The organism is Fibrobacter sp. UWB15, assembly GCF_900177705.1.
In the GTDB taxonomy this organism is placed as follows: domain Bacteria; phylum Fibrobacterota; class Fibrobacteria; order Fibrobacterales; family Fibrobacteraceae; genus Fibrobacter.
In genome coordinates, this window is sequence record NZ_FXBA01000001.1 from 563,643 (window position 1) to 584,452 (window position 20,810).

Below are 20,810 nucleotides of genomic sequence, written 5' to 3' on the forward strand. Positions count from 1 at the left end.
ACTTATCTCTTAATGTACAGGCTCTTGTCGATGATCATGTCGATCAGCTGGCTGTAGGTAATGCCGATGCTGGCGGCTTCGGCCGGAAGAATCGAAGTCGGAGTCATGCCCGGGAGCGTATTCGTTTCGATAGCGAACAGTTGCTTGTCCTTGGTGATACGCACATCGGTACGGCTGTAGCCTGCACCGCCCAAGGCATAGTGGGCGTTCTTCACGAGTTCCTGGATGCGTGCCGTAAGATCGGGCTCGAATTCGGCCGGAGTGACTTCCTTGCATTCGCCGTTGTACTTGGCTTCAAAGTCAAAGTATTCGCGGGTGGTCATGCGCATTTCGGTCGGCGGGAGCGGCTTTTCGCCTTCGATGTAGCCGCAGCTGGCTTCTTCGCCGGCAATGAACTTTTCGCAGAGCAGACGGTTAGAATCCTTAAACAAATCTTGGGCAATCTTGCCGGCTTCGTCCAAGTCCTTGGCGATACCGATACCGATGGAGGAGCCGCCCAGCGGGTCCTTGATCACCAGCGGGAATCCGAGTTCGTCGGAAACGGACACGAGCGTATCGCCTGTAAAGTCATGCTTCCAGATGACTCGGTACGGAGGCGTCGGAATGCCGTTTGCCTTGTAAATTTCCTTAGTCTTCACCTTGTCCATGGCAAGTGCCGAGGCCAAGAGACCGCAACCGGTGTAAGGAATGCCCCAGTTCTCGAGCATGGCCTGGATGTGGCCGTCTTCGCCCCATTTGCCGTGCAGGGCGAGGAAGGCGATGTCGGCGTCGGGAAGTTCAGAAAGGGCCGGAGACTTTTTGCAGTTTGCGGCAGAGCCTTCGAGTCCGCGGAAGTAATTGACCGAAAAGTTGTCCTTCTGGTAGGGGGAAAGTTCGCGGGAAGACCAGTGCCAGGTGCCGTCTTTGTCGATGAGCACCGGATGAATGTTGTAACGGTCCGGGTTCATGGCACGAACAACGCCGGTGCCACTGACAACGGAAACATCATGTTCGGTGGACGGGCCACCCATTAAAACGAGTACGCGCATACGAGCCATTATAAACCTCTTTAGAAAAAAACTTTGTGAATAATGTAGTAAAATAGTAGGAAGTAGACAGTAGGAAGTAGGAAGTAGACGGTAGACAGTAGGAAGTAGGAAGTAGACGGTAGACAGTAGGAAGTAGGCGGTAGACTGTATCGTATTCCTCATTCCATATTTTTTTGTAAACTAGGTTGCCTGTATGGCAAAAGGTTTGTATTTTGTAGGTATTAGAGAGGTATATGTATGCGAGTATTCGTTACAGGTGGAACAGGATTCATAGGTCACTACGTGGTCAAGGCCCTTTTGGAGAAAGGCCACGAAGTCGTGATTGCGACTAGGCACCCCAACAAGGTCCCGACACTCAAGGCAAATCCCAACGTCTCGTTCGTGGAATGCGCCCTGACAGATTTTGACCTGATGGCCGAAGGTCTCCAAGGTTGCGACGCCTGCATTCATATTGCACTCGGCTGGGGCGATACCCCGAGCACGATGCTTGCTAACGACACCCGCGCAACGGTGATGCTGCTTGAAAATGCGGCAAAGGCCGGTTGCAAGAAGTTTATTTACACGAGTAGCACGGCCGCTATGGGCCGCATGCGCCCCACGATGCGCGAAATTACGAGCAACTTGCCGATGGATCTTTACGGTGCCACCAAGGCCGCCGGCGAAGCCTTTGTACTTGGCTTTACGCACGGCTACGGAACTCAGTTCCCCGAAGTCAAGATGACCCGCAACATTATTCGCCCGGGTTATACGTTCGGTAACCCTGCATGGCCCGATGGCTGCTCTCAGCCGGACCGACGATTCTTCTCGATGGCCCAGGCAGTCAAGGAAAATCGCGACATCAACATCATCAAGAATGACGGTACGCAGTTTATTCATGCAAGCCAGCAGGCTCAGCTTTACCTGAGCGTTCTTGAATCTGACAAGAACGAAGAAATCTTCCTCGGTCTTGGCGAAGTCTGGATGAGCTGGAAAGAAATCGCTGAAATGATGGTCTCGATGAAGCCCGGCTGCAAGTCCAAAATCATCGAAACGGACCTCGGCTGGGGCGATGAACCCATGCTCTTTGACGTAAGCAAGATCCAGGAACAGTTCGGGCTCGCCTTTGATGCTCACGAGTTCATGCTTGATCACGTCAAGTGGACATATAACCAGATTTAGTTACCCGCACCTTGTTTTGCTAGAATCGCTGCCGATGTAGTCGGGGTAGTCGTTGTCGAAACAGGCGGCGCAGTAGTTTTCGCCCTCGCCGGTGCATTCCTTCATACCTTCGACGCTCAAGTAACCGAGGCTTTCGACGCCGAGCATCTTGGCGATTTCGGCAGGTGTCATGGAACTTGCGGCCAGTTCGCCCTGGCTCGGGAAATCCATGCCGAAGAAGCACGGGTGCGCCACGGGTGGCGATGCAATGCGAATATGGACCTCGAGAGCGCCGGCATCGCGCAGCATCTTGGATAGAATCTTGAGCGTGGTGCCGCGCACAATGGAATCTTCGACCACACAGACGCGCTTGTTCTTGAGTACGCCTTCGATGGGGTTGAACTTGAGCTTGACTTTCTGTTCGCGCACGTTTTGCGTGGGGTCGATGAAGGTGCGGCCTACGTAGTGGTTACGGAGGAGCCCGATTTCGAAGCGGATGCCGCTCGCCTGGGCGTAGCCGAGCGCGGCGGTTGTGGCACTGTCGGGCACTGAAATCACGATGTCGGCATCGACCGGGCATTCCTTGGCGAGCTGCTTGCCCATTTTACGGCGAACCTTGTCGCAGCTCTGTTCAAAAATCTTGGAGTCGGGGCGGCTGAAGTAGATGTATTCGAAAATGCAGTGGGCCAAGCGGTCCTTTTGCACGAAGCGTTCGGAATGCAGCCCGTTCTTGGTGATGGTCAGGAATTCGCCCGGTTGAATGTCGCGAATGTAGTGGGCACCGAGCAAATCGAATGCGCACGTTTCGCTGGCAACGCACCAGGCTTTTCCCATGCGGGCAAGCGACAGCGGGCGGAATCCGAAACCGTCGCGGGCGACATACATGGTATCTTTGCTGATGAATACGAGGCAGAAACTGCCGGTAAACTTGGAGATGGCCTTCTTGATGGCGTCTCCTAAGTCGGCGGCCTCGGTGCGGGCGATTTCGTGTAGGAGAATTTCGGAATCGGATGTCGTCTGAAAAATATGGCCGTCGGCTTCCATTTCGGCACGGAGCTCGGCGGCGTTGGTGATATTACCGTTGTGGGCGACTGCAATCTGGCCCCATTTGCAACTTACGAGAATCGGCTGCGCGTTGGCCAAGGTTGATGCGCCTGTGGTGCTGTAACGCACGTGGCCAATGCCTGCAAATCCGTCAAATTCGTTGATGTCGTGTTCGCGGAGAAGAGTCGATACAAGCCCCATGGACTTGCGGACGCGAATCTTGTCTCCGTCAGTGACCGCGAATCCGGCACTTTCCTGACCGCGGTGCTGCAGGGCGTAAAGCCCCATGGTAATATTCCTTACGACAGTGTCGCCATTGTAAATGCCGATCACTCCGCATTCTTCGTGCAATTCGTCGAGCATAACGCCTCTTTGAAATGTATGTTCCCTCTACCTCGAAGGTCACAGCCCACCCGGACGGGTGCAGGCAAGGAAACGGTCGCCCTTGTTAAGCAAAAAATGTGCCGAATTGACGAAAATGGGCTAAAAACAACAAAAAACTAATTGCAAAATCAAAAGACTTTACAATGAATGTAAAGCCTTTTGATTTAATTTACGTTTTGTGTAAAATGTTATGCTTTGTCAGACTTGTCCAGCGAAGAAGCAATCGCCGAAAGCTGGCCAGTGTATGGATTGCTGCTCTGCAGCAGATGAGCCTGGTTCTTGAGCTTGATTTCTTTCAACTCGGGGGCGAAATAGCTTTTTTTCTGTTCTTTGTTCATGGAGTTCTCCTTATTTCTTTAAGACTTTTTTGCCGTAGTAAGCGCCGCGGGCCTGGTGCGTGCCATTCAGCTTGCGGCCCTTAAGGTCGTAGTTGCGGTTCATCTTGAATTCGCCGGAACGAGTATTGATGCTCCCGATAACTGTCGTATGTTCGTTGCCGTTGGTACTTTCGACAATGACCACGTCCATGGTGGCAGGGCGATTCTTTTCCTTGAGTTCTGGAGTGAAAATATCTCTTGTGAATATGAATGCTCGGAAGGGCGGGAGCGTGGCCCCTGCACCGATTTTGACAAACTGGCCTACGGTTTTGAAGGTTTCTGTGACTTGGTCGTTAAATCCATAGGTGTTGCCGCTTTCGAGCATTTCTTGTGTGAATTCCATGTATTCATCGGAGCCGTCAATAAACCAGCTGCCACTCTGGTATAAGAAGTCGTGATTAAAAGGAGTCTTTTCTATATCTACAGCACCCTTGATTTCGAGGGTTTCAGATTCCATCTGTATGAGATACGGGGTATATGCGGTGGTATGGACTTGACTTTCGTTATCGAAGGTTTCTTTTAGGTTTTGAACTTGCACTTCCATTTTGCCGTTGACTTCTTCGACTCCTCGGAATTTGTAGATATTCTTGACTCCACTCAGTTGATTCAGGTTGACTGCAAAGGGGAGCATGATTGTGGAGTATCCGTTTGCTGAAAGAGGGAACGTTCTTTCGAAAACGACGGAGTCTACGTGTTTCTCTTCGACGTCGCCGACGGACCCGTAGTAGTCGCCATCGATGTATGCTGTTGTTTTCCCGTCTTCGGTTATGTACCGGATAGCGGGGTAATCCTTTCTCAGCATGAGCGTGTTGTTGTAGGCGTATAATTCGTAACCAGTCGCTGTTCCTGTGACATGTCTGAAGATATTATTGGAGATGGCGTCTTTGGTAACGTATTCCGATTTTGTGGAAAGGGCAATCTTCGGATTTTTGTCAGACAAAGGTTCTGCGATGTTCAGGTTGATGATGGCATCGCTTTTTAATTCGCCTACAATATTGATTTTCTTTCCGTTGGACAGGACGATTGCGTCGGTCTTGTAAAAATGAGGATTGCCGGAAATATCGATGTCTTCGAAAGCTTCTACGGCGTAGTTTACATAGATTGACCCTCCGGAAATGGTCACCTTGGAGCCTTTGTTTGCGATGATGCCTCTGCTGTTTGCATCAATTGAACCACCCTTCATGTTGACTTTTGAACCGGCTTGGGCTACAATCCCTATATCACTGGCGTAAATCATTCCTTCGCCTATTTTAAGGTCTCCTTGTACGTTAATGACCGGATCTACATCTTTATTAGATCGGATAAATCCCTTTTGCAGGAACATGGCGCCATTGACTAAAATTGCAGGAGCATTATTTGTATTTGTAACGTAGTCTCCAATTATTCCGCCATTCCGCGACTCATCGTTGTTTTCGATTATTAGTGCGCCGTCGACGACGAAAATTTCTCCTTTTTGTTCATTCGAATGGTTTAGCGAATCGCGTGTTAGTCTAAACCCATGAAGGTCTAAGGTGATGAATGCTCGATTGATATAAAGGCAATGAGATAATGTCACGTTTTTTTTTAATATGTAGTCAGTATCTTCATCTAGCACCCAACAGCCGTCAACGGTATGACGATGTTCAAAATTGTCTTCGCTAGAAACTTCCACCGTTTTAGTCGGTTCTATCGGGGGGTCTAGGGCGAATGCTCCAAGGGGTAAAAACAGTAATGCCAGGATTATCTTTGTGACTTTCATATCTCCTCCTTTAAAGTGGAAAGCAAGTGAAAGTTACAAAAAACTTACCGTTTTGGCTCTGGATAAAGTATTTTTTTTGAGTAAGGAGGCTTTTAGCAGCTCACGACGAGGGCGATGAGGCCTGCGAACATGGCGATTTTCACGAGTTTTTGGGCGTTTCGGTAGTTACGCTTGTTTGCAAAAACGAGAATCGCGATGACGGCGGGGGTAAAGGCGATTCCGGTGATAATCAAGAAAAGCATGGGGTAGTAACCCTGCGCGACAGGCAGCGGTAAAATGGCCCAGGTGAAAAGGCAAATGAGGCCGGCGAGGCGCCTTGCGGTGGGGGCGCCTGCAATCAGCGGGAACGTCATGATGCCAGCCTTGAGGTCGCCCGTTTCGTCTTCCAGGTCCTTGTAGATTTCGCGGGCGGTCGTGAGGAGTATTGCGAACAGCATCGCGGGGTAGAGAAGTCCGATTTTGTTCGAAATTCCAAGCGTCGATTCGATGGATTCCTTGAGGCCCGTGGGGTAGAACAGACTGAGAATCAGGGGTGTTGCGCAAAGGAAGGCAACCGTCATGTTCTTTAAAAGCGGGATGTGCTTGAGCCACTTGTTGTAGGCGACCAGAAGCGCGCTGAGTAGCACAAAGAAAATGCAAGCTGTGAAGTTCGTCTTGGTCATCAGGCTGTCGGCAAGGCCCGCCGCAACTGTGAGCACAAGAAGAATAATCCACGCCCTCCGCGCCGCCGCCACCGAAACCGTTCCGCTCACCAGCGGACGCTCCGGGCGATTCAGGCGGTCGCTATCCAAGTCCCAAATGTCGTTCTGGATGTTCGCAAAGGCAATTGCAAATGCAAAACCGAGCGCCTGCAAAACAAGCGGCAACCATTCGATACCGCCCGCTGTCGTGGGCAACGCCGAAAGCAGGTAGTAGCCAATCACAAGCGTGACCATCGCAATCACGATGTTCACCGGCCGGGACATTTTAACGAGGGCTAGGAGCATGGCGTGAATATAGAAATATTTGATGAAATGAAAGGATGTTCTCCGGCCTGCTTGCTGTTTTGAAAATTTTACATGCGAAAATGGTATTCAGATGCCTGAAAAAAGCGTGTTAGGTAATAGGGGGTACCCGTAACTTAACACGAAAGGAAACTCATGTCTGCTAATACCAATCATTCGACAAAAAACTACATCGTCACAAACGAGCGTGGCGAAGAATTCCTGCTGCCCAAATACGCGGCGACCTTCCGCATCCTGATGGACGACAAGGACACGATCCGCGATGTGCTTAACAGCCTGCTCCAGCTGGACCGCGATCATGAAATTGTCGACCTTGAATACGAATTCGAGAAACCCATCGACATCTTTATGCCCGAAAACGACCCCGCGCGCCTCGATGTCTGGGTGCATACCAGAGATAACCGCTACTTGAATGTCGAGATGCAAAACAAGGTTCATGCCTTCTTTTTTGACCGCATGCAGCTCTACAATTCGTATCTTACGCTGCGTGGCAAGTACGAATTCAACCGTTCCGACTATTTTATGGGCCTGCCGGAAGAGGAACGCAAGTACCGCTACTATGAGCTTCCGGAAACGGTATCCATTTGGCTTTGCAACAATCCGGTACTCCGGGCGAAGGATATCTATAAGGATGTCTGGTCCACCTATAGCGAACATGAGGTCAAGTCAGGGAACGCCCTTCCCATTTCGCGGAAAAATAGGTATATTGTAGTAGACCTGCCCAATTTTTTGCAGTTACGCAAAGGCGTGAAAACCCGCGAAGATTTCTGGCTCCGGCTCATTTCGAGAGGACCTCTCCAGGTTCCTGAAACGGAAGACCCGATCTTTGCGAATGCACTTGACCGCCTGCGCGTAAGCCGCGTGAACCCTGAACTTTTGAAAGCACTGGAGGCAAACATGTTCGACCATCATGAATACGAGGCTCTCGAAGCTGAAGCCTTCTTGAAGGGCCAAGCGAGGGGCATGGAAAAGGGCGTCCAACAGGAACGCGAAAAGAATGATGCGGACAATGCAGCTCGCGACACCAAACGGGCCGACTACTTGCGTTCGCAGAACGTGCCTGACAACGTGATTGCGGCGATGCTAGCCTTGAAATAGCTTTTTATGCTAGGTTAAAAGATCTAAAGCCGATCCTTGGGGTCGGCTTTTTCAATTCTTGTGACATTTAACTAAATTTGGCAAAAACGATTGAGATTACTGGAGGTTCTGTGAAGATTTTTACAAACGTCATTGCGAGCCCTGTAAGGGCGAAGCAATCCATTTTTGGTCTGTTAGTATTTGCGCTTGTCTTTGCGTGCATTTTCATTGCGTGTGGCGATGAGTCTGGTAGCTCCGCTCCCGATCCTATCGGTGAAATCTCGTCGAGTAGCAATGAGGACCTTGGTTCCAGTTCGAGTGTCGGCGAGAATGGTTGGGAGAATGGTTCTTCTTCGTCTTTGAAGCCTGATTCGAATGGTTCGCAGAAAAATTCTAGTTCCGCAATAACGGTACAATCTAGCAGTAGCTCGAATGTAAAATCTTCGTCAAGTAAGGCGTGGACTTGTAAAGAGGAGGGAAAATCTGTTACAAGATATAATGAAGCAACTGGTTTGATTGATGTGTATCTTTGTACGAATGGCGTTTATGAACTGGTTGTGTATTCAAGTTCTTCAGAAAAAGTCTATACATTCAAGGAATTATTTAAAGAAGACAGTGTATTTAATAAAAAGATGGAGTACGGAACTTTTGTGGATTCACGCGACGGTCAAGAATACAAGACGATTGAGATATACTTCAACTATAAAGAAATTGAGTATTTTACGGTATTTGCTCAAAATCTGAATTATGGCACACAAGTGAAACTTGAAACAACTGCTTTTGACGATGACAAGGTTGAAAAGTTTTGTTATGACGATGACCCTTGGTATTGCGAACACTATTTTGGTGGTTTGTATTCTTGGAGCGAGGCTATGGGACTTCCGAAGGCTTGTGATAGTGTGAAAACGGGTGCAACGCCTGATTGCCCTGATTCTGTTGCACCAGGGATTGTTTATGAGGCTGAATGGAGTGAATTGCAAATACAGGGGATATGCCCTGATGGTTGGCATGTGATGAATGAACGTGAATGGAGAGCTTTGATTCATGGAGATGAGTCTGCATCTCGTGCGATATCAAAAGCTTCGTATGGAGGCAATGAAAGTGGATTTTCTGCTTTGTTTAATGGAGGAGGGTTTAATGATGAAGAAGGCTGTAGATATGATCATATGCAAAAATTGGGCTTTTATTGGTTGCCTAAAGAGCGGACGGATATAGCGGCAGGATATGTTCTTTTAGAGAAAAATCGGTATGATTATTCTGGCTTTCGTAAGAACTATGGTCAATCCATTCGCTGTGTAAAGGATTATTTGTCGAAATCTAGGTGAGCCGGATTTCTTTCTTTAAAATTTTAAACATGAAACAGGGCTTTGGGGAAAAGCGTGCTAAGTGAACGTCGCGACAAAACGCTTGCGTTTTGGCATGACCGAACGCCGCGGACGCCGTAGGCGTCAAAAGCCCTATGGGAGTTATTTATGGCAAAGAAGAAATCACGTTAGTGATTTCGAATTCGTGTGACGAAAACAAATGCCGTTAGGCATTTCCAATCCGTGTGGCTTTTTTTTGTGGCTAGGAAATGAGATGCCGGAACAGGTCCGGCATGACAATTGGGACGGGGCGTTGCGGGGTGCCCCCGCTAGAGAGGGTGGAGAGCAACGAAGTGCGAACCAGGGAGAGACTTCTCCCTTTTCATTCATCAAAGGAGGTGCCGCATCGAGTGCAGCAAGACAACCAGAAATGAATGCCCTAAGGCGGAAGAAAATGTGTCGTTGAGCGAACATTAGAGGCCGAAGGCCGAATCCATGTGAGTGAGACGAGCACATTTCTGGAGCCGTGGGCATTTGTAGCCCAGGGCGTTACGGGCGCGGCGATTGAGCGCCCGTTCGAGGGGGTGCTGGAAGACACGGCTATGGATTGCTTCGTTGCTTTGCTCCTCGCAATGACGTGCAAGCCGAAGACGGGGCTGCAAGCAGGGGGAGGCGTCCCCCTTTTACTATATTTGCTGCATGCCGTTTTTTACCAAAAGCAATCTTGTGGACTTGCGGGCGGAAGCCGAGCAGCTTTCGATTTGCGTGGAGCATTTTCTGTATGCGTCGGAGCGCGTGGTCGAGGGCGACTACAAAACCAAGGGCTTTTATGATAATTGCATCGAAAAGTGCAATGGGCGCCTGAAGGCGATTCATTTCTTGATGGAGTCCATTCGCCAGAACAGGCCAGTTTCGGAAGAAGAACTCGAAGAAACTTTGCCGGATTTTCTAAATTGCCAAAAGAACGCTAAAGAAAAAAAGTGATGCTTGATAGCGATTTCGAAGATGAACGCGAACCTAGACGTGTAAGGCCGACCCGCCGCGATCACCGCAGCAGGCGTATCGACGTAATGCGCGAAATGGAGTCTGGCGTTGTTGACGAGCGCCCCGTCAAGGAACGTTTCAGTCGCGAATTCAAGAATCCCCGCATCAAGAAAATCAAGGACCCGCTCGAAAAAATCGACGAAAAGGACTGCGTCGAAGGTTTGGTGGTCGAAGTGCATCGCCGCACGTGCGAGGCTCGACTAGAAAAGGAGATCCCCGATCAAGTCGGGGATGACATTAAGGGTGAAACTGTTACTGCCATGTACCGTGCGACGACTTCGAAGGCGCTAGGGGAATTTCCGGCGGTGGGAGACCGCGTGCTTTTGGGGCAGGTAAACGAAGACGAGGACAGCGGCGAAGGTGTCGGTTCGCAGAAGTATTGCGTGGTGCGCGTGCTCCCGCGAAAGAGCGAACTCAAGCGCCCCGGCCCCCGCGATAGCTTTAGGCGTAAACTCACCCTGGCAGCAAACATTGACCAGGTGGTGATTGTGGCGAGCGTGACGCAGCCGGAATTCAACTATGGGTTCATGGACCGCTTTTTGCTGGCGGCGAACCTGAACAATCTGCCGTTTGTGCTGGTGCTCACCAAGATGGATTTGTTGCCGAACGGCGAAGCGGACCTGAATGATGACATCCGCGACTTCATGAGTATCGTGGACAAGGTGATTCCCGTGAGCGTGAAGTCGGGGGTGGGCCTTGAACGCCTGCGCGAGGAACTCCTGGGCAAGTCGTCTGTGTTCAGCGGGCAGAGCGGCGTGGGTAAATCGACGTTGGTGAACGCCCTGGTGCCGGGTGCCGAACTCGAAACTGGCGCCGTGCGCGAACGCGACGGCAAGGGAAGGCATACGACGACTTCTTCGAGCCTGTTCGATTTTCCGGGTGGCGGCTACGTAATTGATACGCCGGGGATCCGGAGCATCGGTCTTGCGAATGGCGAAGACGATATGGATGGCGAAACTTTGGCGAAGATTTTCCCGGGTTTTTTCGAGGGCGACTTGTTTACCTGCAAGTACAGCAACTGCAAGCACCTGAAGGAACCGGGCTGCTCGGTGCGCGAGGCGGTAGAATCGGGTAAGCTTTCGCGGGCCCGCTATGCGAGTTATTTGAGAATTTTGAATTCTAGGAACTAGGTTTGATGGATATTGCTGTAAAAATTACCTTGGTGGCGTCGATTGTGCTGGTGGGTTACAACCTGCACCAGCTGGTGACGAGTTACGAGGCAATTTGCGAAAAAGTCAAGGAATTCAAGGCGATGGCGCTGGAAAACGATTCGGACGAGAGTGCTGTGCGCCGCTCGAACTTTTTCTTGACGGGCACGCTTTCGGTGCTGTATATTGCGCTTACGTATCTTTCGGAGTTTGCCTACTGGGTGGTGGGAGCCGTATTTGTGAAACTCGCTATTTCGATGTACTTGTCGCATTTGGAAATTTCGCAGATTTTTAAGGAAGAGTCGATCCGCCCCAAATTCTTCAAGATGACCAAGGTCGATGCCGCGGTGAACGTGTTGGTGGGGCTCGGTGTGGCGGTGATAGCCGTATCGTGAGGTGCCTATGAAAAAGATGATTGCCTTGCTCGTGTTTGCGCTGTTTGCCTGCGTTCCGGCCTGGTCGCAGATGGAAGCGGCCATTGACCCGACCACGGGGGCTGCTGCAGGAACATCTGCCGGCCCGTTGCTGAACGGAATCCGCACGCCGTTGATTGTGGGCGGGGCTCTTGGCTTTGGCTCCGGTACGGGCGTTGGCTCTGACCGAGGAATCGGACTCCGCCAGATTGAACCGATAATCGGTATTTGGTACCCGGGACTTGCGCTGTTCCGCGTGGGGTATGGCATGTACGGTTACGAAGAGGATTCCGATGACGGAAAGGACTACCAGGTGGACCATTCGGAAATGGATTTCGAATTGGGGCTCCACTTGCTGGGCGAAGTCTATTTGCTGGGGTCGTATTCTCGCGTGAAGGAACTGAGCGACCTGGGTGACGTGGCCTGGAACGAATGGGGCGCGGGCTTTGGTTCGCTGTTGTTTATTTTCTCGAAGACGATGCTGTTTGCCGAAGTCGCTTACCGCTGGGTGCTGACGCATTACGACCCGTTCTTGGACAAGAAGGTTCACGGCGGGCGTATTCAGATGAATTTGGGATTCTCGGTGTACGTGTTCTAGAAAATGTGGTTGCGTTTTTAAGGAATTTGCTTTGTCTGACTATAAGAAGAATGTTGCTGTTTTAGGGGGAGCGTTCGATCCGGTTCACATGGATCACATTAGGGTGGCAAAGACTTGTCTAGAAAAGAAATTTTGTGACGAAGTTTGGTTTATGCCGAGCCCGGACCGTTGGGACAAGAAACTGAACGCAAGCCCCGAAGACCGCTTTGCCATGCTGGAACTTGCCATGGAAGGCGACCCGCGACTGATTCTTTCGGACTTGGAAATTCAACAGGGTGATTTTCGCGGCTCGTACGTGTTTTTGTGCGGGCTCAAGGAAAAATTCCCGGACATCAATTTTCGCCTGCTGACCGGTGCCGATACCTACGACGGCATTCCGCACTGGCGCGACCCGATGAATTTTTTCGGAACCAACTACAACGGACACCTGCTGCTGCGCGATTTTGAACTGATTGTGTTTGCCCGTAACGGTTACCCGAAGCCGGATATAGTTGAACACAAGGCGAAGGGTTATGCTGACCTTTTGTGGCTTGGGCCGGAGCAAGGGTTTGAAGGCGTGTATTCGAGTACCGCGATCCGCAAGGCGCTGCTGTGTGGCGAAGAGCCGAAGGGATTACACCCGAAGGTGTACGAGTATATAAAGCAACACAATTTGTATAGAGAATAGATGGATGATGTGTAATGTGAAATGAGTAATTACTAATCGCACATTTTACATCTCACATTTGAACCCTGTAGTCTGATTTTTCTTATGCCAGTACCTTCTGATATGTATTTCGAGAGCGTGGTGCAGCCCGAACACGAGGGCTGGCTTCTGCTCGATTCGCTTTGCAAGCGTTTTACCTACCATAGCCGCGAACTGTGGGGCGAAAAAATTGCGGGTGGCTTTGTGTCGGTGAACGGCGAAGTCGCGAACTTGGAGACGATTGCGCACCGCGGCGACAAGGTGGTTTACCACGTAACGAACTACACCGAGCCCGAAGTCCCGACGGATTTTAAGGTCGTGTTCGAAGATGACGAATTCATGCTGGTGGCAAAGCCTGCGGGCGTGCCGGTACACCATACGGGGCACATATTCTACAATACGTTTACCTCGATTGTGCGCCGTGGGACTGATTGCGAGACGGCGACCCCGATGCACCGCCTGGACCGCGACACGGGCGGGCTCATGCTGTTTGCGAAGTATGCCGAGTCGGCGGCGCGGTTCCAGAAGAATCTGGACCGAATCTTGCTGAAGAAATTCTACATGGCGGTTGTGCGCGGGGACTTCGCGGTTGATGGAACCCCTGCGGGCGAGCCTGTAGATTGCACGATGCCTTTGCGCGAAGACCCCGCGGACCGCTTGCGGCTCCGCATGCACCACTTTGAAGACGGCAAACCTTGCCACACGCGTTTTAGAAAGGTGGGTGTGGGCGAGTTATCGCAACCGGTGGGCGGCGAGACGAAATATTCCGTAGTCGAGGCCGAACTCTTGACGGGCCGCAAGCACCAGATTCGGGCTCACCTCGCAGAACTCGGGTACCCGATTCTGGGTGACCGCCTGTACAGCTTCGATGGTATCTACTACGAGAAGATGTCGCGCTCCTGGTCGCGCGATCCTTCTATCGACAATTCCGAAGAAGGCCTTTCCGCCGAAGACCTAAAGGCCCTCGGCGGCAAATCGCAGATGCTTTATGCGTACAAGGTGGAAATCCAGTTGCCCTACTGGAAAGAATCGCGCGTTTTCGACAGCCAAGACTATCCGGCAGACATGGCAGAGCTGGTGAAAAGGGTTAAAAGCGGCGTCTAAAATTGCGAAAAGCTCTCGAAAACGATTTTTTTCAAAAAAAACGCAAAAAATTCGCCCTTACCCCTTGACGAAATATTCTGAATATCTATATTTGGTGCCGTCGATGAGAGCAATCTCAAAGGCAAAACCAAATTGCTTCATAGCTCAGTTGGTAGAGCCCGCGACTGTTAATCGCGTTGTCCTTGGTTCGAGTCCAAGTGAAGCAGTGAAAAAGGTTCCGATGAAAGTCGGGACCTTTTTCTTATACTCTCGACTCGGCAAAATGGGGCTGCCTAAGTCCTTATTTTTTATATTTTGAATGTACCATTTTAATGAGGGCTTTTATGCTCAAGAAACTGATTGCCTTTCTGTTTGCTGCCGCGGTCTTTGCCGTGGCTGATCCTATTTCTATCGAAGGCCGCTTGACCGAAATTCCGGGCAAGATGCCGAGTAACGACCTGTACAGCTACGTGTACGTGTTCAAGTACAAGGTGCTCAAGGTGGAATCGGGCAAACTGGACGCCAAGGATGTGCTGGTGGGCGTTTACAACCCGCTCATTGCTCGTGGCAAGGTCAAGGACAAGATGGCTGACAAGTCCAAGGGCAATGTAGGCGAATTCAAGGCCAAGGCCAAGCATAAGCTCAAACTTGTGCCGCTCGAAGGCAACTGGGATGGCGCTGTCGAAGACGAATACTTTGATGATGAATCTCCGCGTTACCTGGCAATTGAAGTGAATGAGTGATTGGCTATGAGGTCGTACCTCACTGCCTACTGTCTACTTCCTACTTCCTACTAACTCATGGTCTTCTCATCCCAGCTATTCCTTTTCTATTTCTTGCCGACGTTCCTGGTCGGTTACTTCGTGTTGTACAAACTGCACGCGAAGCACTCGACGCTGAATTTTTTCATCACGATTTTCAGCTACGTTTTTTACGGTTGGCTTGAACCGTGGCTTGTGTTCCTGATGTTCGGCTGCACCCTGGTGGTGTACGTGGCGGGCCGGTTTATTTCGGCTCCGGGAGCATCTAAACTGCAACGGAACTTGGCACTGGGGACCGCTATTGCGGTGAACCTCGGGGCGCTCGGTTACTTTAAGTATTACATGTTCGGCATGGGCGTCATCAATGACGTTATTACCAAGTTCGGTTGCGAACCGTTCTCGGTGATGACGGTTCTTTTGCCGGTGGGTATTTCATTCTATTCGTTCCAGTCCATGAGTTACGCGATTGACGTGTGGCGCGGAACGGCGCCTCCGGTCAAAGACTTTGCGACATTTGCTTGCTACGTGGCCTTGTTCCCGCAGTTGGTGGCGGGCCCGATTGTCCGTTACAATACCGTGGCCGAGGAACTTGCGACCCGTACGCATACGCTCGAAAATTTTGTGCGCGGCATATCGTTTTTCTGTTTTGGCTTTGCCGAAAAGATATTCCTTGCAAATCAGGTGGGCATTATTGCGGACCGTGTGTTTGCGGCCGATGCTCCCGGCGTGCTGAACAGCTGGTGGGGTTCGCTTGCGTACATGTTCCAGATTTACTTTGATTTTTCAGCGTATTCGAACATGGCGATTGGTCTTGGGCTCATGCTCGGGTTCCACTTTCCGCGTAATTTTAATGGCCCGTACCGTTCCAAGAGCATTACCGAGTTCTGGAAGTTCTGGCATATTTCGCTCACGAGCTGGTTCCGCGATTACCTGTACATTCCGCTGGGTGGCAACCGCGTGGGCACAGCCCGCCTGTACTTTAACCTGTTCCTGGTGATGTTCGTGAGCGGTGTGTGGCACGGTGCCAACTGGACGTTTGTTTGCTGGGGCTTGTACCATGCCTTCTTTATGATTGTGGAACGCGCAAACAACAAGAACGCTTTTTATTACAAGGCGCCCAAGCTGGTGCAGGTCCTGATTACACAAGTGATTGTGTTGTTTGGCTGGGTGCTGTTCCGTGCCGACAGCATTGGCGAGGCCTGGCGCATGTGGAAGTGCATGCTTGGTTTCAATGCGGTGAGCTCTGCCGATGCGATTCTGTCGGCTGAAATCTTTACGCCGACTTGCCTGTTCTTTATGGCTCTTGCGGCTTTACTTTCGTTCTGGAAGTTCCGTAGCTTTGATTTTTGCAACAACGTTTCGCCCGTGCGCGTGGCGCTGGCTTTGGTCATTTTTGTGGTGGCGGTACTTGCTTTGTTTACACAGAGTTACAATCCGTTTTTGTATTTCCAATTCTAGTGAAATGTCCTAGTCTAGTGAATACTTAATTTTCTATTTTTAAGCCCATGAAATATTTAACCCGTTTTTTGAGTGTAGTCAGCCTTGCTTTTCTTTCGGTTATAGCAGGTTGTAATAGTCCGTTTTCCGAAGATGATCCGGTGGTGGTATCGGTGGGGGAATCCAAGCTCCGTCAGTCTGCTGTATACCGCCTCGTTCCCGAATGGGACTATTTGTCGGATCGTGAAAAGTTGACCTTCTTGGAACACTGGATCGATGAAGAAACCATTTACCAGGAAGCGCTTGCTAAGGGTTTTTGGAAGGATCCCGCTTTGCAGGAACAAATCAAGCGCACCGAACGCAAGTTGACGGTCGATTACTACCTGCAGACCTTTGCCGACACCATGATGCTCGGCGATACCGAAAAACTGGATTACTACCACGCCCATCCGGAATTCTTTGTCCGCGGTCGTAACTTGCTGACCGGCTCAATCCTTTACTTTAAGGATTGGCAGATGGCTGAAATGTATTACAAGGGCCACAGAAAGCTTACCTATGAAACTTATGCCGCCAACAGCTGGATGGTGAAGCGCATCGAAAACTTTGATACCGTTGCGGTAAGCCCCGATAGCTGCATTCTCCCGTCTTTTACTGACGTGGAATTTGGCAAGCTTTCTCAAGTGAAACTTTGCGGTGGCCAGCTCAAGGCTGTGGTTGTTTTGTCTAGACTTGATTCTGCAGATGTGCTGCCTTATGCCGAAGTGGCCGAAGATGTTGCTGCTCGCGCTTGGGTTGAACATCAGAAGACGGTCCTTTCTCGCCTGAAGAAGGAATGGAAGAAGGCCCGTCCGATTTTCTCGCAGATGAATGTTTTTAGTGAAAAGGAAAAGTAATGAAGTTTCCTGGTCGTTTGGTTTTTGCTTTGAGCATTCTCGGTATCTCGTTTGCCGAGGCTGAACCGGCATTGATGGAAGGAATTGCTGCAGTTGTCGACGGAAAGCCGATTATGCGTTCGGAGTACTTGAATGCGGTGTACCGCTATCAGGAAACTCCCGAAGGAAACGCCATGGCGGAAACGGACCTGCGCAAGTATGTGCTGGACCAGTTGATTGACGAAAAGGTCTTGCTGAGTCGCATTGACCGCGACTCTATCGTGATTACCGATGCCGAAGTCGACCAGCGCGTGAACGCCCATTTGTCGCAGCTCGCCGCAAGCCAGAATACGGACTTGGCGACTCTTGAAAAGGCCATTCGTGCTCAGCTTGGTATTAGCATGGCGCAGTACCGCGACCAGTTGTCGAAGCAGATCCGCAACCACATTGAAATGGCTCGCGTGCGTCAACGCCATGTTGGCTCTGTCTCGCCGACCAAGAAAGAAGTGGATGCTTTTTTTGCAAACTACAAGGATTCTATTCCGCAGCAGTTCAACTGTGTGTTGTTGAGCCACATCCAGCTGCCGATTGTGCCGGATTCCATGATTGTAGATTCGGTGAAGCATATTGCGGATGCCTTGATTGATACGTTGAACTTGGGTATGAGTTTTGAACTTTTGGCCAAGGCTCATTCGCAGGATACTTCTGCAGCCAAGGGCGGTGACCTCGGCTACTTCAAACGCGGCCAGTTGGATCCGGCTTTTGAACGTGCTCTAGATGTTTTGAAGAATGGCCAGTATTCTGCAAACCCAGTGAAGACTAAGCTGGGCTGGCATATTGCCCGCGTACTTGGCCGTAAAGAAGACGGCGTGCGTTCTGCGCAGATTTTGCTCCGTACGATTCCGACGGCGAAGGATTCTGCCGCGGTTCTTGCCCGTGCCGATTCTTTGAGAAAAGCAATCAAGACGACTGAAGCGTTCGCTGCTGCCGCCAAGAAGTTCAGCGAAGACAAGTCCAGCAATTTTGCCGGTGGTCGCCTCGGTTGGTTCCAACGCAACGAAATGGAACCTGCCTACGTGGAACCTGTGGCCAATTTGGAAGTGGGTGAAATTTCGGAACCGGTTTTGATTGATGGTGCTTACCATTTGTTCCGCCTGGATGATTCTCGCCAGACTCGCGACTTGACTCTGGAAGAAGACTACGGTAAAATTGAACAGATGGCTGCAACGCATCTTGAAAACCAGAAGCTTGAAGCGCTGGTAAAGAAGTGGCGCGATGAAGTCCACATCGAAATCCGCATGACGGAATAATAACGGTCCTTTATGATTCACTTTAACCACGTCACTAAAACCTACGAGGATAATTGGAAGGCTCTTTCCAATGTGACGTTGCGCATTCATAAAGGTGAATTCGTTTTTCTGACAGGGCATTCGGGTGCCGGTAAGTCGACGCTTTTGAAGCTGATTTACATGGACGAACGCCCGGACGAAGAACGTGGCGGACAGGTGATGGTGAAGTTTACGGGCGACTGCCTGTACGACAGCAAGAACACGCCCGATAGCAAGATTCAGTCGCTTCGCCGCAAGATGGGGATTATCTTCCAGGACTTTAAGCTGTTGCCAGACCGCAACGTGTTTGAAAATGTGGCGCTGGCCTTGCGTATTGTGGGAACTCCGAGCAGCAAGATTAATGCGGCGGTGTTCGATGCTTTAGCCCTTGTGGGCATTAGCCAAAAACGCTTTGCCATGCCTTATACGCTTTCGGGCGGTGAACAGCAGCGCGTGGCGATTGCGCGCGCCATGGTGCATAACCCGTACTTGCTGTTGGCGGACGAACCGACCGGTAACCTTGACCCGAAAAACGCCGAAGAAGTTTTCAAAATCTTCAAGGAAATCAATGCCCGCGGTACAACCGTCGTGATGGCGACGCATAACCCGGACTTTTACTTGAATAGCCCGTTCCGTCGCCTGGTGCTTGACCACGGTGAACTCTTGAACAGAGACCTTATTTAAATTCTTTTATGGTGCAGGATCCCGGTTCGCCTAAGGTGTAGAAGGCGAAATACCCTGTTGTTCCTGCGGCTTCACGGAACACGGTGTTTATGCGGTTTACGGCGCTTGCGTCCGACGGATTAAACGAATCCCATGACAAATTGACGACTGTTGGTTCCAATGATTTGGGAATTGAAACCTTCGGAATGTTTTGGCTATCGTCTGCGTTGAAGGGAACCAATTCTATTTCAAAGTCGTGGGTGGATTTATAGACAAAACAGAAACCGCCCCAGGAGGTAATATCGAAATTTTGGTTGGTTTCGTAATCCAGTTTGAAACCGATTTTGACGTATGCGTTTTCGCCGTTGCCTAAGGTAAACTTTCCTGTGAGAGCTTGGTAGTATTCGATAATACCTAATAGGGAGTTTGGATTGAATTCATTTCCTATTTTTCCTGGCCAAGTTATGGAAGAAGTCGCATCGGTCTGGGCATCCCATGTTCCGAATTGTTCTTTACCGCAACCGCTTATGATTCCATCTTCGCCATATTCGGCGCACCATCTGTAATTGTCGCCACAATTGATTTTGTTGTAAGAATAGTTTTCTTTTAGCAGATATTTTTTTAGACGAATAAGATTGAAGTTCGCTGTGGGTTGATTCTGGATTTTGATATGGGCAATCGTTTTAGCCGCTTCTTTACCAGATATGGCAGGACTAGTCCAGCGAGCAGGCTTAAATTCAGACCAAGTGTAGCAGATTTCTGAGGGAATTATGGGCCTAGGCCGGAGTGAAATATAGGGTAGGTTGTTGTTGAATTCCTGATTCTTGGTTTCGCCAAGGTCTAGAAAGATATTCACGTTTGTATCGGCTGTATAGGTAATGCAGATGCCATCCCAATCGGACAAATCGTGAGTACCCGGACTGCTGAAATATATGCCTTCGTTTTCTTGATAAGTCATTGAGCCGACGGGTGCCGTTGTACCATCTACGATGGGGTTATGACACCATAAGTCATTGTTGTCGCAGGAGACGAGTGTCGGTTCGGAATATGCGCTCATTACCCCTCCTGCTCTGTTGTTATACTTTTTGTATAGCGTATAGGTGATGCCGTCGCAGGTGACCTCCACGATACTGTCAGCGTCCATGTGGTCGTTTAAGGTGCAAATTTGACCGTCAACGGCGATGGGGTAGATTTCACCATCTTTGCTGTAAAGATTGCCGAAGCGAATGCTGTCGCAAATAACAGGGTAGCCGTAGAGGGAATCCAGTTTGACAATGCAGGCGCCTTCGTTGTTGATGAAACTAGAGGAAGATGTTTCGTTGTTACTGAAACTTGAAGATGATGTGCTATTGTTATCCGAACTGGATGAAATTGTGCTGTTGTTGTCGGAACTAGACGAGGATTTGTCTTTGGAAACGGAGGAATCCTTTGCTGCGGTAGAATCTTTTGCTGTTGTGGAGTCATTTGCCACAGTCGAATTGTTGGAGGAACTGTTGTTGGCTGCGTTGCCTGATTCTGTGCCGATGCTGGAGGAGTCGGCAATGTCTATTTCAGAAGAATTGCCGGGTGTGGTAATGGCTGCCGAGCTTGAATCGTTATCGCTGCAGGCAAAGAAGGTGGTTAATGTAGTGGCAATGAATGTGGTGTATACAAGTTTGTTCAGATTCATAGAAATCCTCCTATGA

At 50.2% G+C, this 20,810-nt stretch carries 20 protein-coding genes and 1 tRNA gene; 15 read left to right on the forward strand and 6 right to left on the reverse strand.

The window, feature by feature from the left end; all coding sequences use genetic code 11:
• Window positions 1-2 precede the first annotated feature (2 nt).
• The gene (locus tag B9Y58_RS02345) at window positions 3-1,037 is read right to left on the reverse strand and encodes a D-alanine--D-alanine ligase family protein (protein WP_073053903.1); all 1,035 of its coding nucleotides are present in this window, start codon (window positions 1,035-1,037) and stop codon (window positions 3-5) included.
• A 228-nt stretch (window positions 1,038-1,265) separates the two neighbouring features.
• On the opposite strand from B9Y58_RS02345, the gene B9Y58_RS02350 reads away from it, so the two are divergent.
• Window positions 1,266-2,186 carry an NAD-dependent epimerase/dehydratase family protein gene (locus B9Y58_RS02350; protein WP_073053904.1) on the forward strand — a complete coding sequence of 307 codons (921 nt, stop codon included), beginning with the start codon at window positions 1,266-1,268 and terminating at the stop codon, window positions 2,184-2,186.
• Here B9Y58_RS02350 and purF read toward each other — a convergent pair whose 3' ends face one another.
• From purF to B9Y58_RS02365, 4 genes are all read right to left on the reverse strand, one after another.
• Window positions 2,187-3,572, reverse strand: coding sequence for an amidophosphoribosyltransferase (gene purF / locus B9Y58_RS02355; RefSeq protein ID WP_073053905.1), 1,386 nt, complete (start codon window positions 3,570-3,572; stop codon window positions 2,187-2,189).
• 209 nt (window positions 3,573-3,781) lie between these two features.
• Entirely contained in the window at window positions 3,782-3,931 is a 150-nt protein-coding gene (locus tag B9Y58_RS14525; protein ID WP_158278304.1) for a hypothetical protein, read from the reverse strand.
• Between the two features lie 10 nt (window positions 3,932-3,941).
• Window positions 3,942-5,207 carry a hypothetical protein gene (locus B9Y58_RS02360; protein WP_143154628.1) on the reverse strand — a complete coding sequence of 422 codons (1,266 nt, stop codon included), beginning with the start codon at window positions 5,205-5,207 and terminating at the stop codon, window positions 3,942-3,944.
• A 593-nt stretch (window positions 5,208-5,800) separates the two neighbouring features.
• Window positions 5,801-6,694: a geranylgeranylglycerol-phosphate geranylgeranyltransferase gene (locus B9Y58_RS02365; RefSeq protein WP_109639640.1), complete on the reverse strand. Its 894-nt coding sequence runs from the start codon at window positions 6,692-6,694 to the stop codon at window positions 5,801-5,803.
• Window positions 6,695-6,847: 153 nt separating this feature from the next.
• Between B9Y58_RS02365 and B9Y58_RS02370 the strand changes: the two genes are divergently transcribed.
• The 14 genes from B9Y58_RS02370 to ftsE all read left to right on the forward strand — a co-directional run bounded on the left by B9Y58_RS02370 (window position 6,848) and on the right by ftsE (window position 19,146).
• Window positions 6,848-7,810, forward strand: a complete 963-nt coding sequence (locus tag B9Y58_RS02370; protein ID WP_073053910.1) for a PD-(D/E)XK nuclease family transposase — start codon at window positions 6,848-6,850, stop codon at window positions 7,808-7,810.
• A 110-nt stretch (window positions 7,811-7,920) separates the two neighbouring features.
• The gene (locus B9Y58_RS02375; RefSeq protein ID WP_143154629.1) at window positions 7,921-9,114 is read left to right on the forward strand and encodes an FISUMP domain-containing protein; all 1,194 of its coding nucleotides are present in this window, start codon (window positions 7,921-7,923) and stop codon (window positions 9,112-9,114) included.
• A 678-nt stretch (window positions 9,115-9,792) separates the two neighbouring features.
• Window positions 9,793-10,077, forward strand: a complete 285-nt coding sequence (locus B9Y58_RS02385) for a hypothetical protein (protein WP_073053916.1) — start codon at window positions 9,793-9,795, stop codon at window positions 10,075-10,077.
• Window positions 10,077-11,267 carry a ribosome small subunit-dependent GTPase A gene (gene rsgA / locus B9Y58_RS02390; RefSeq protein WP_073053918.1) on the forward strand — a complete coding sequence of 397 codons (1,191 nt, stop codon included), beginning with the start codon at window positions 10,077-10,079 and terminating at the stop codon, window positions 11,265-11,267. The genes B9Y58_RS02385 and rsgA overlap by 1 nt, the downstream gene beginning before the upstream one ends.
• A gap of 5 nt (window positions 11,268-11,272) precedes the next feature.
• Complete coding sequence (locus B9Y58_RS02395; RefSeq protein WP_073053920.1) at window positions 11,273-11,680, forward strand: hypothetical protein; 408 nt, start codon at window positions 11,273-11,275, stop codon at window positions 11,678-11,680.
• A 7-nt stretch (window positions 11,681-11,687) separates the two neighbouring features.
• Window positions 11,688-12,296, forward strand: a complete 609-nt coding sequence (locus B9Y58_RS02400; RefSeq protein WP_073053922.1) for a hypothetical protein — start codon at window positions 11,688-11,690, stop codon at window positions 12,294-12,296.
• A gap of 31 nt (window positions 12,297-12,327) precedes the next feature.
• Entirely contained in the window at window positions 12,328-12,963 is a 636-nt protein-coding gene (locus tag B9Y58_RS02405) for a nicotinate-nicotinamide nucleotide adenylyltransferase (protein WP_233247809.1), read from the forward strand.
• Window positions 12,964-13,047: 84 nt separating this feature from the next.
• Window positions 13,048-14,085, forward strand: a complete 1,038-nt coding sequence (locus tag B9Y58_RS02410; protein WP_073053926.1) for an RluA family pseudouridine synthase — start codon at window positions 13,048-13,050, stop codon at window positions 14,083-14,085.
• A gap of 133 nt (window positions 14,086-14,218) precedes the next feature.
• Window positions 14,219-14,291, forward strand: a tRNA-Asn gene (locus tag B9Y58_RS02415).
• A 117-nt stretch (window positions 14,292-14,408) separates the two neighbouring features.
• On the forward strand, window positions 14,409-14,807 hold the full coding sequence (locus B9Y58_RS02420) for a hypothetical protein (protein ID WP_073053928.1): 399 nt from the start codon (window positions 14,409-14,411) through the stop codon (window positions 14,805-14,807).
• Between the two features lie 57 nt (window positions 14,808-14,864).
• Window positions 14,865-16,283, forward strand: a complete 1,419-nt coding sequence (locus B9Y58_RS02425) for an MBOAT family O-acyltransferase (RefSeq protein ID WP_073053930.1) — start codon at window positions 14,865-14,867, stop codon at window positions 16,281-16,283.
• A gap of 47 nt (window positions 16,284-16,330) precedes the next feature.
• Window positions 16,331-17,155, forward strand: coding sequence for a hypothetical protein (locus tag B9Y58_RS02430; RefSeq protein WP_073053932.1), 825 nt, complete (start codon window positions 16,331-16,333; stop codon window positions 17,153-17,155).
• The gene (locus tag B9Y58_RS02435; RefSeq protein WP_073053934.1) at window positions 17,155-18,444 is read left to right on the forward strand and encodes a peptidylprolyl isomerase; all 1,290 of its coding nucleotides are present in this window, start codon (window positions 17,155-17,157) and stop codon (window positions 18,442-18,444) included. The genes B9Y58_RS02430 and B9Y58_RS02435 overlap by 1 nt, the downstream gene beginning before the upstream one ends.
• A 12-nt stretch (window positions 18,445-18,456) precedes the next feature.
• Window positions 18,457-19,146: a cell division ATP-binding protein FtsE gene (gene ftsE, locus B9Y58_RS02440; protein ID WP_073053936.1), complete on the forward strand. Its 690-nt coding sequence runs from the start codon at window positions 18,457-18,459 to the stop codon at window positions 19,144-19,146.
• On the opposite strand, the gene B9Y58_RS02445 is transcribed toward ftsE, so the two are convergent.
• Entirely contained in the window at window positions 19,139-20,794 is a 1,656-nt protein-coding gene (locus tag B9Y58_RS02445) for a hypothetical protein (RefSeq protein WP_073053938.1), read from the reverse strand. The genes ftsE and B9Y58_RS02445 overlap by 8 nt on opposite strands.
• Window positions 20,795-20,810 lie beyond the last annotated feature (16 nt).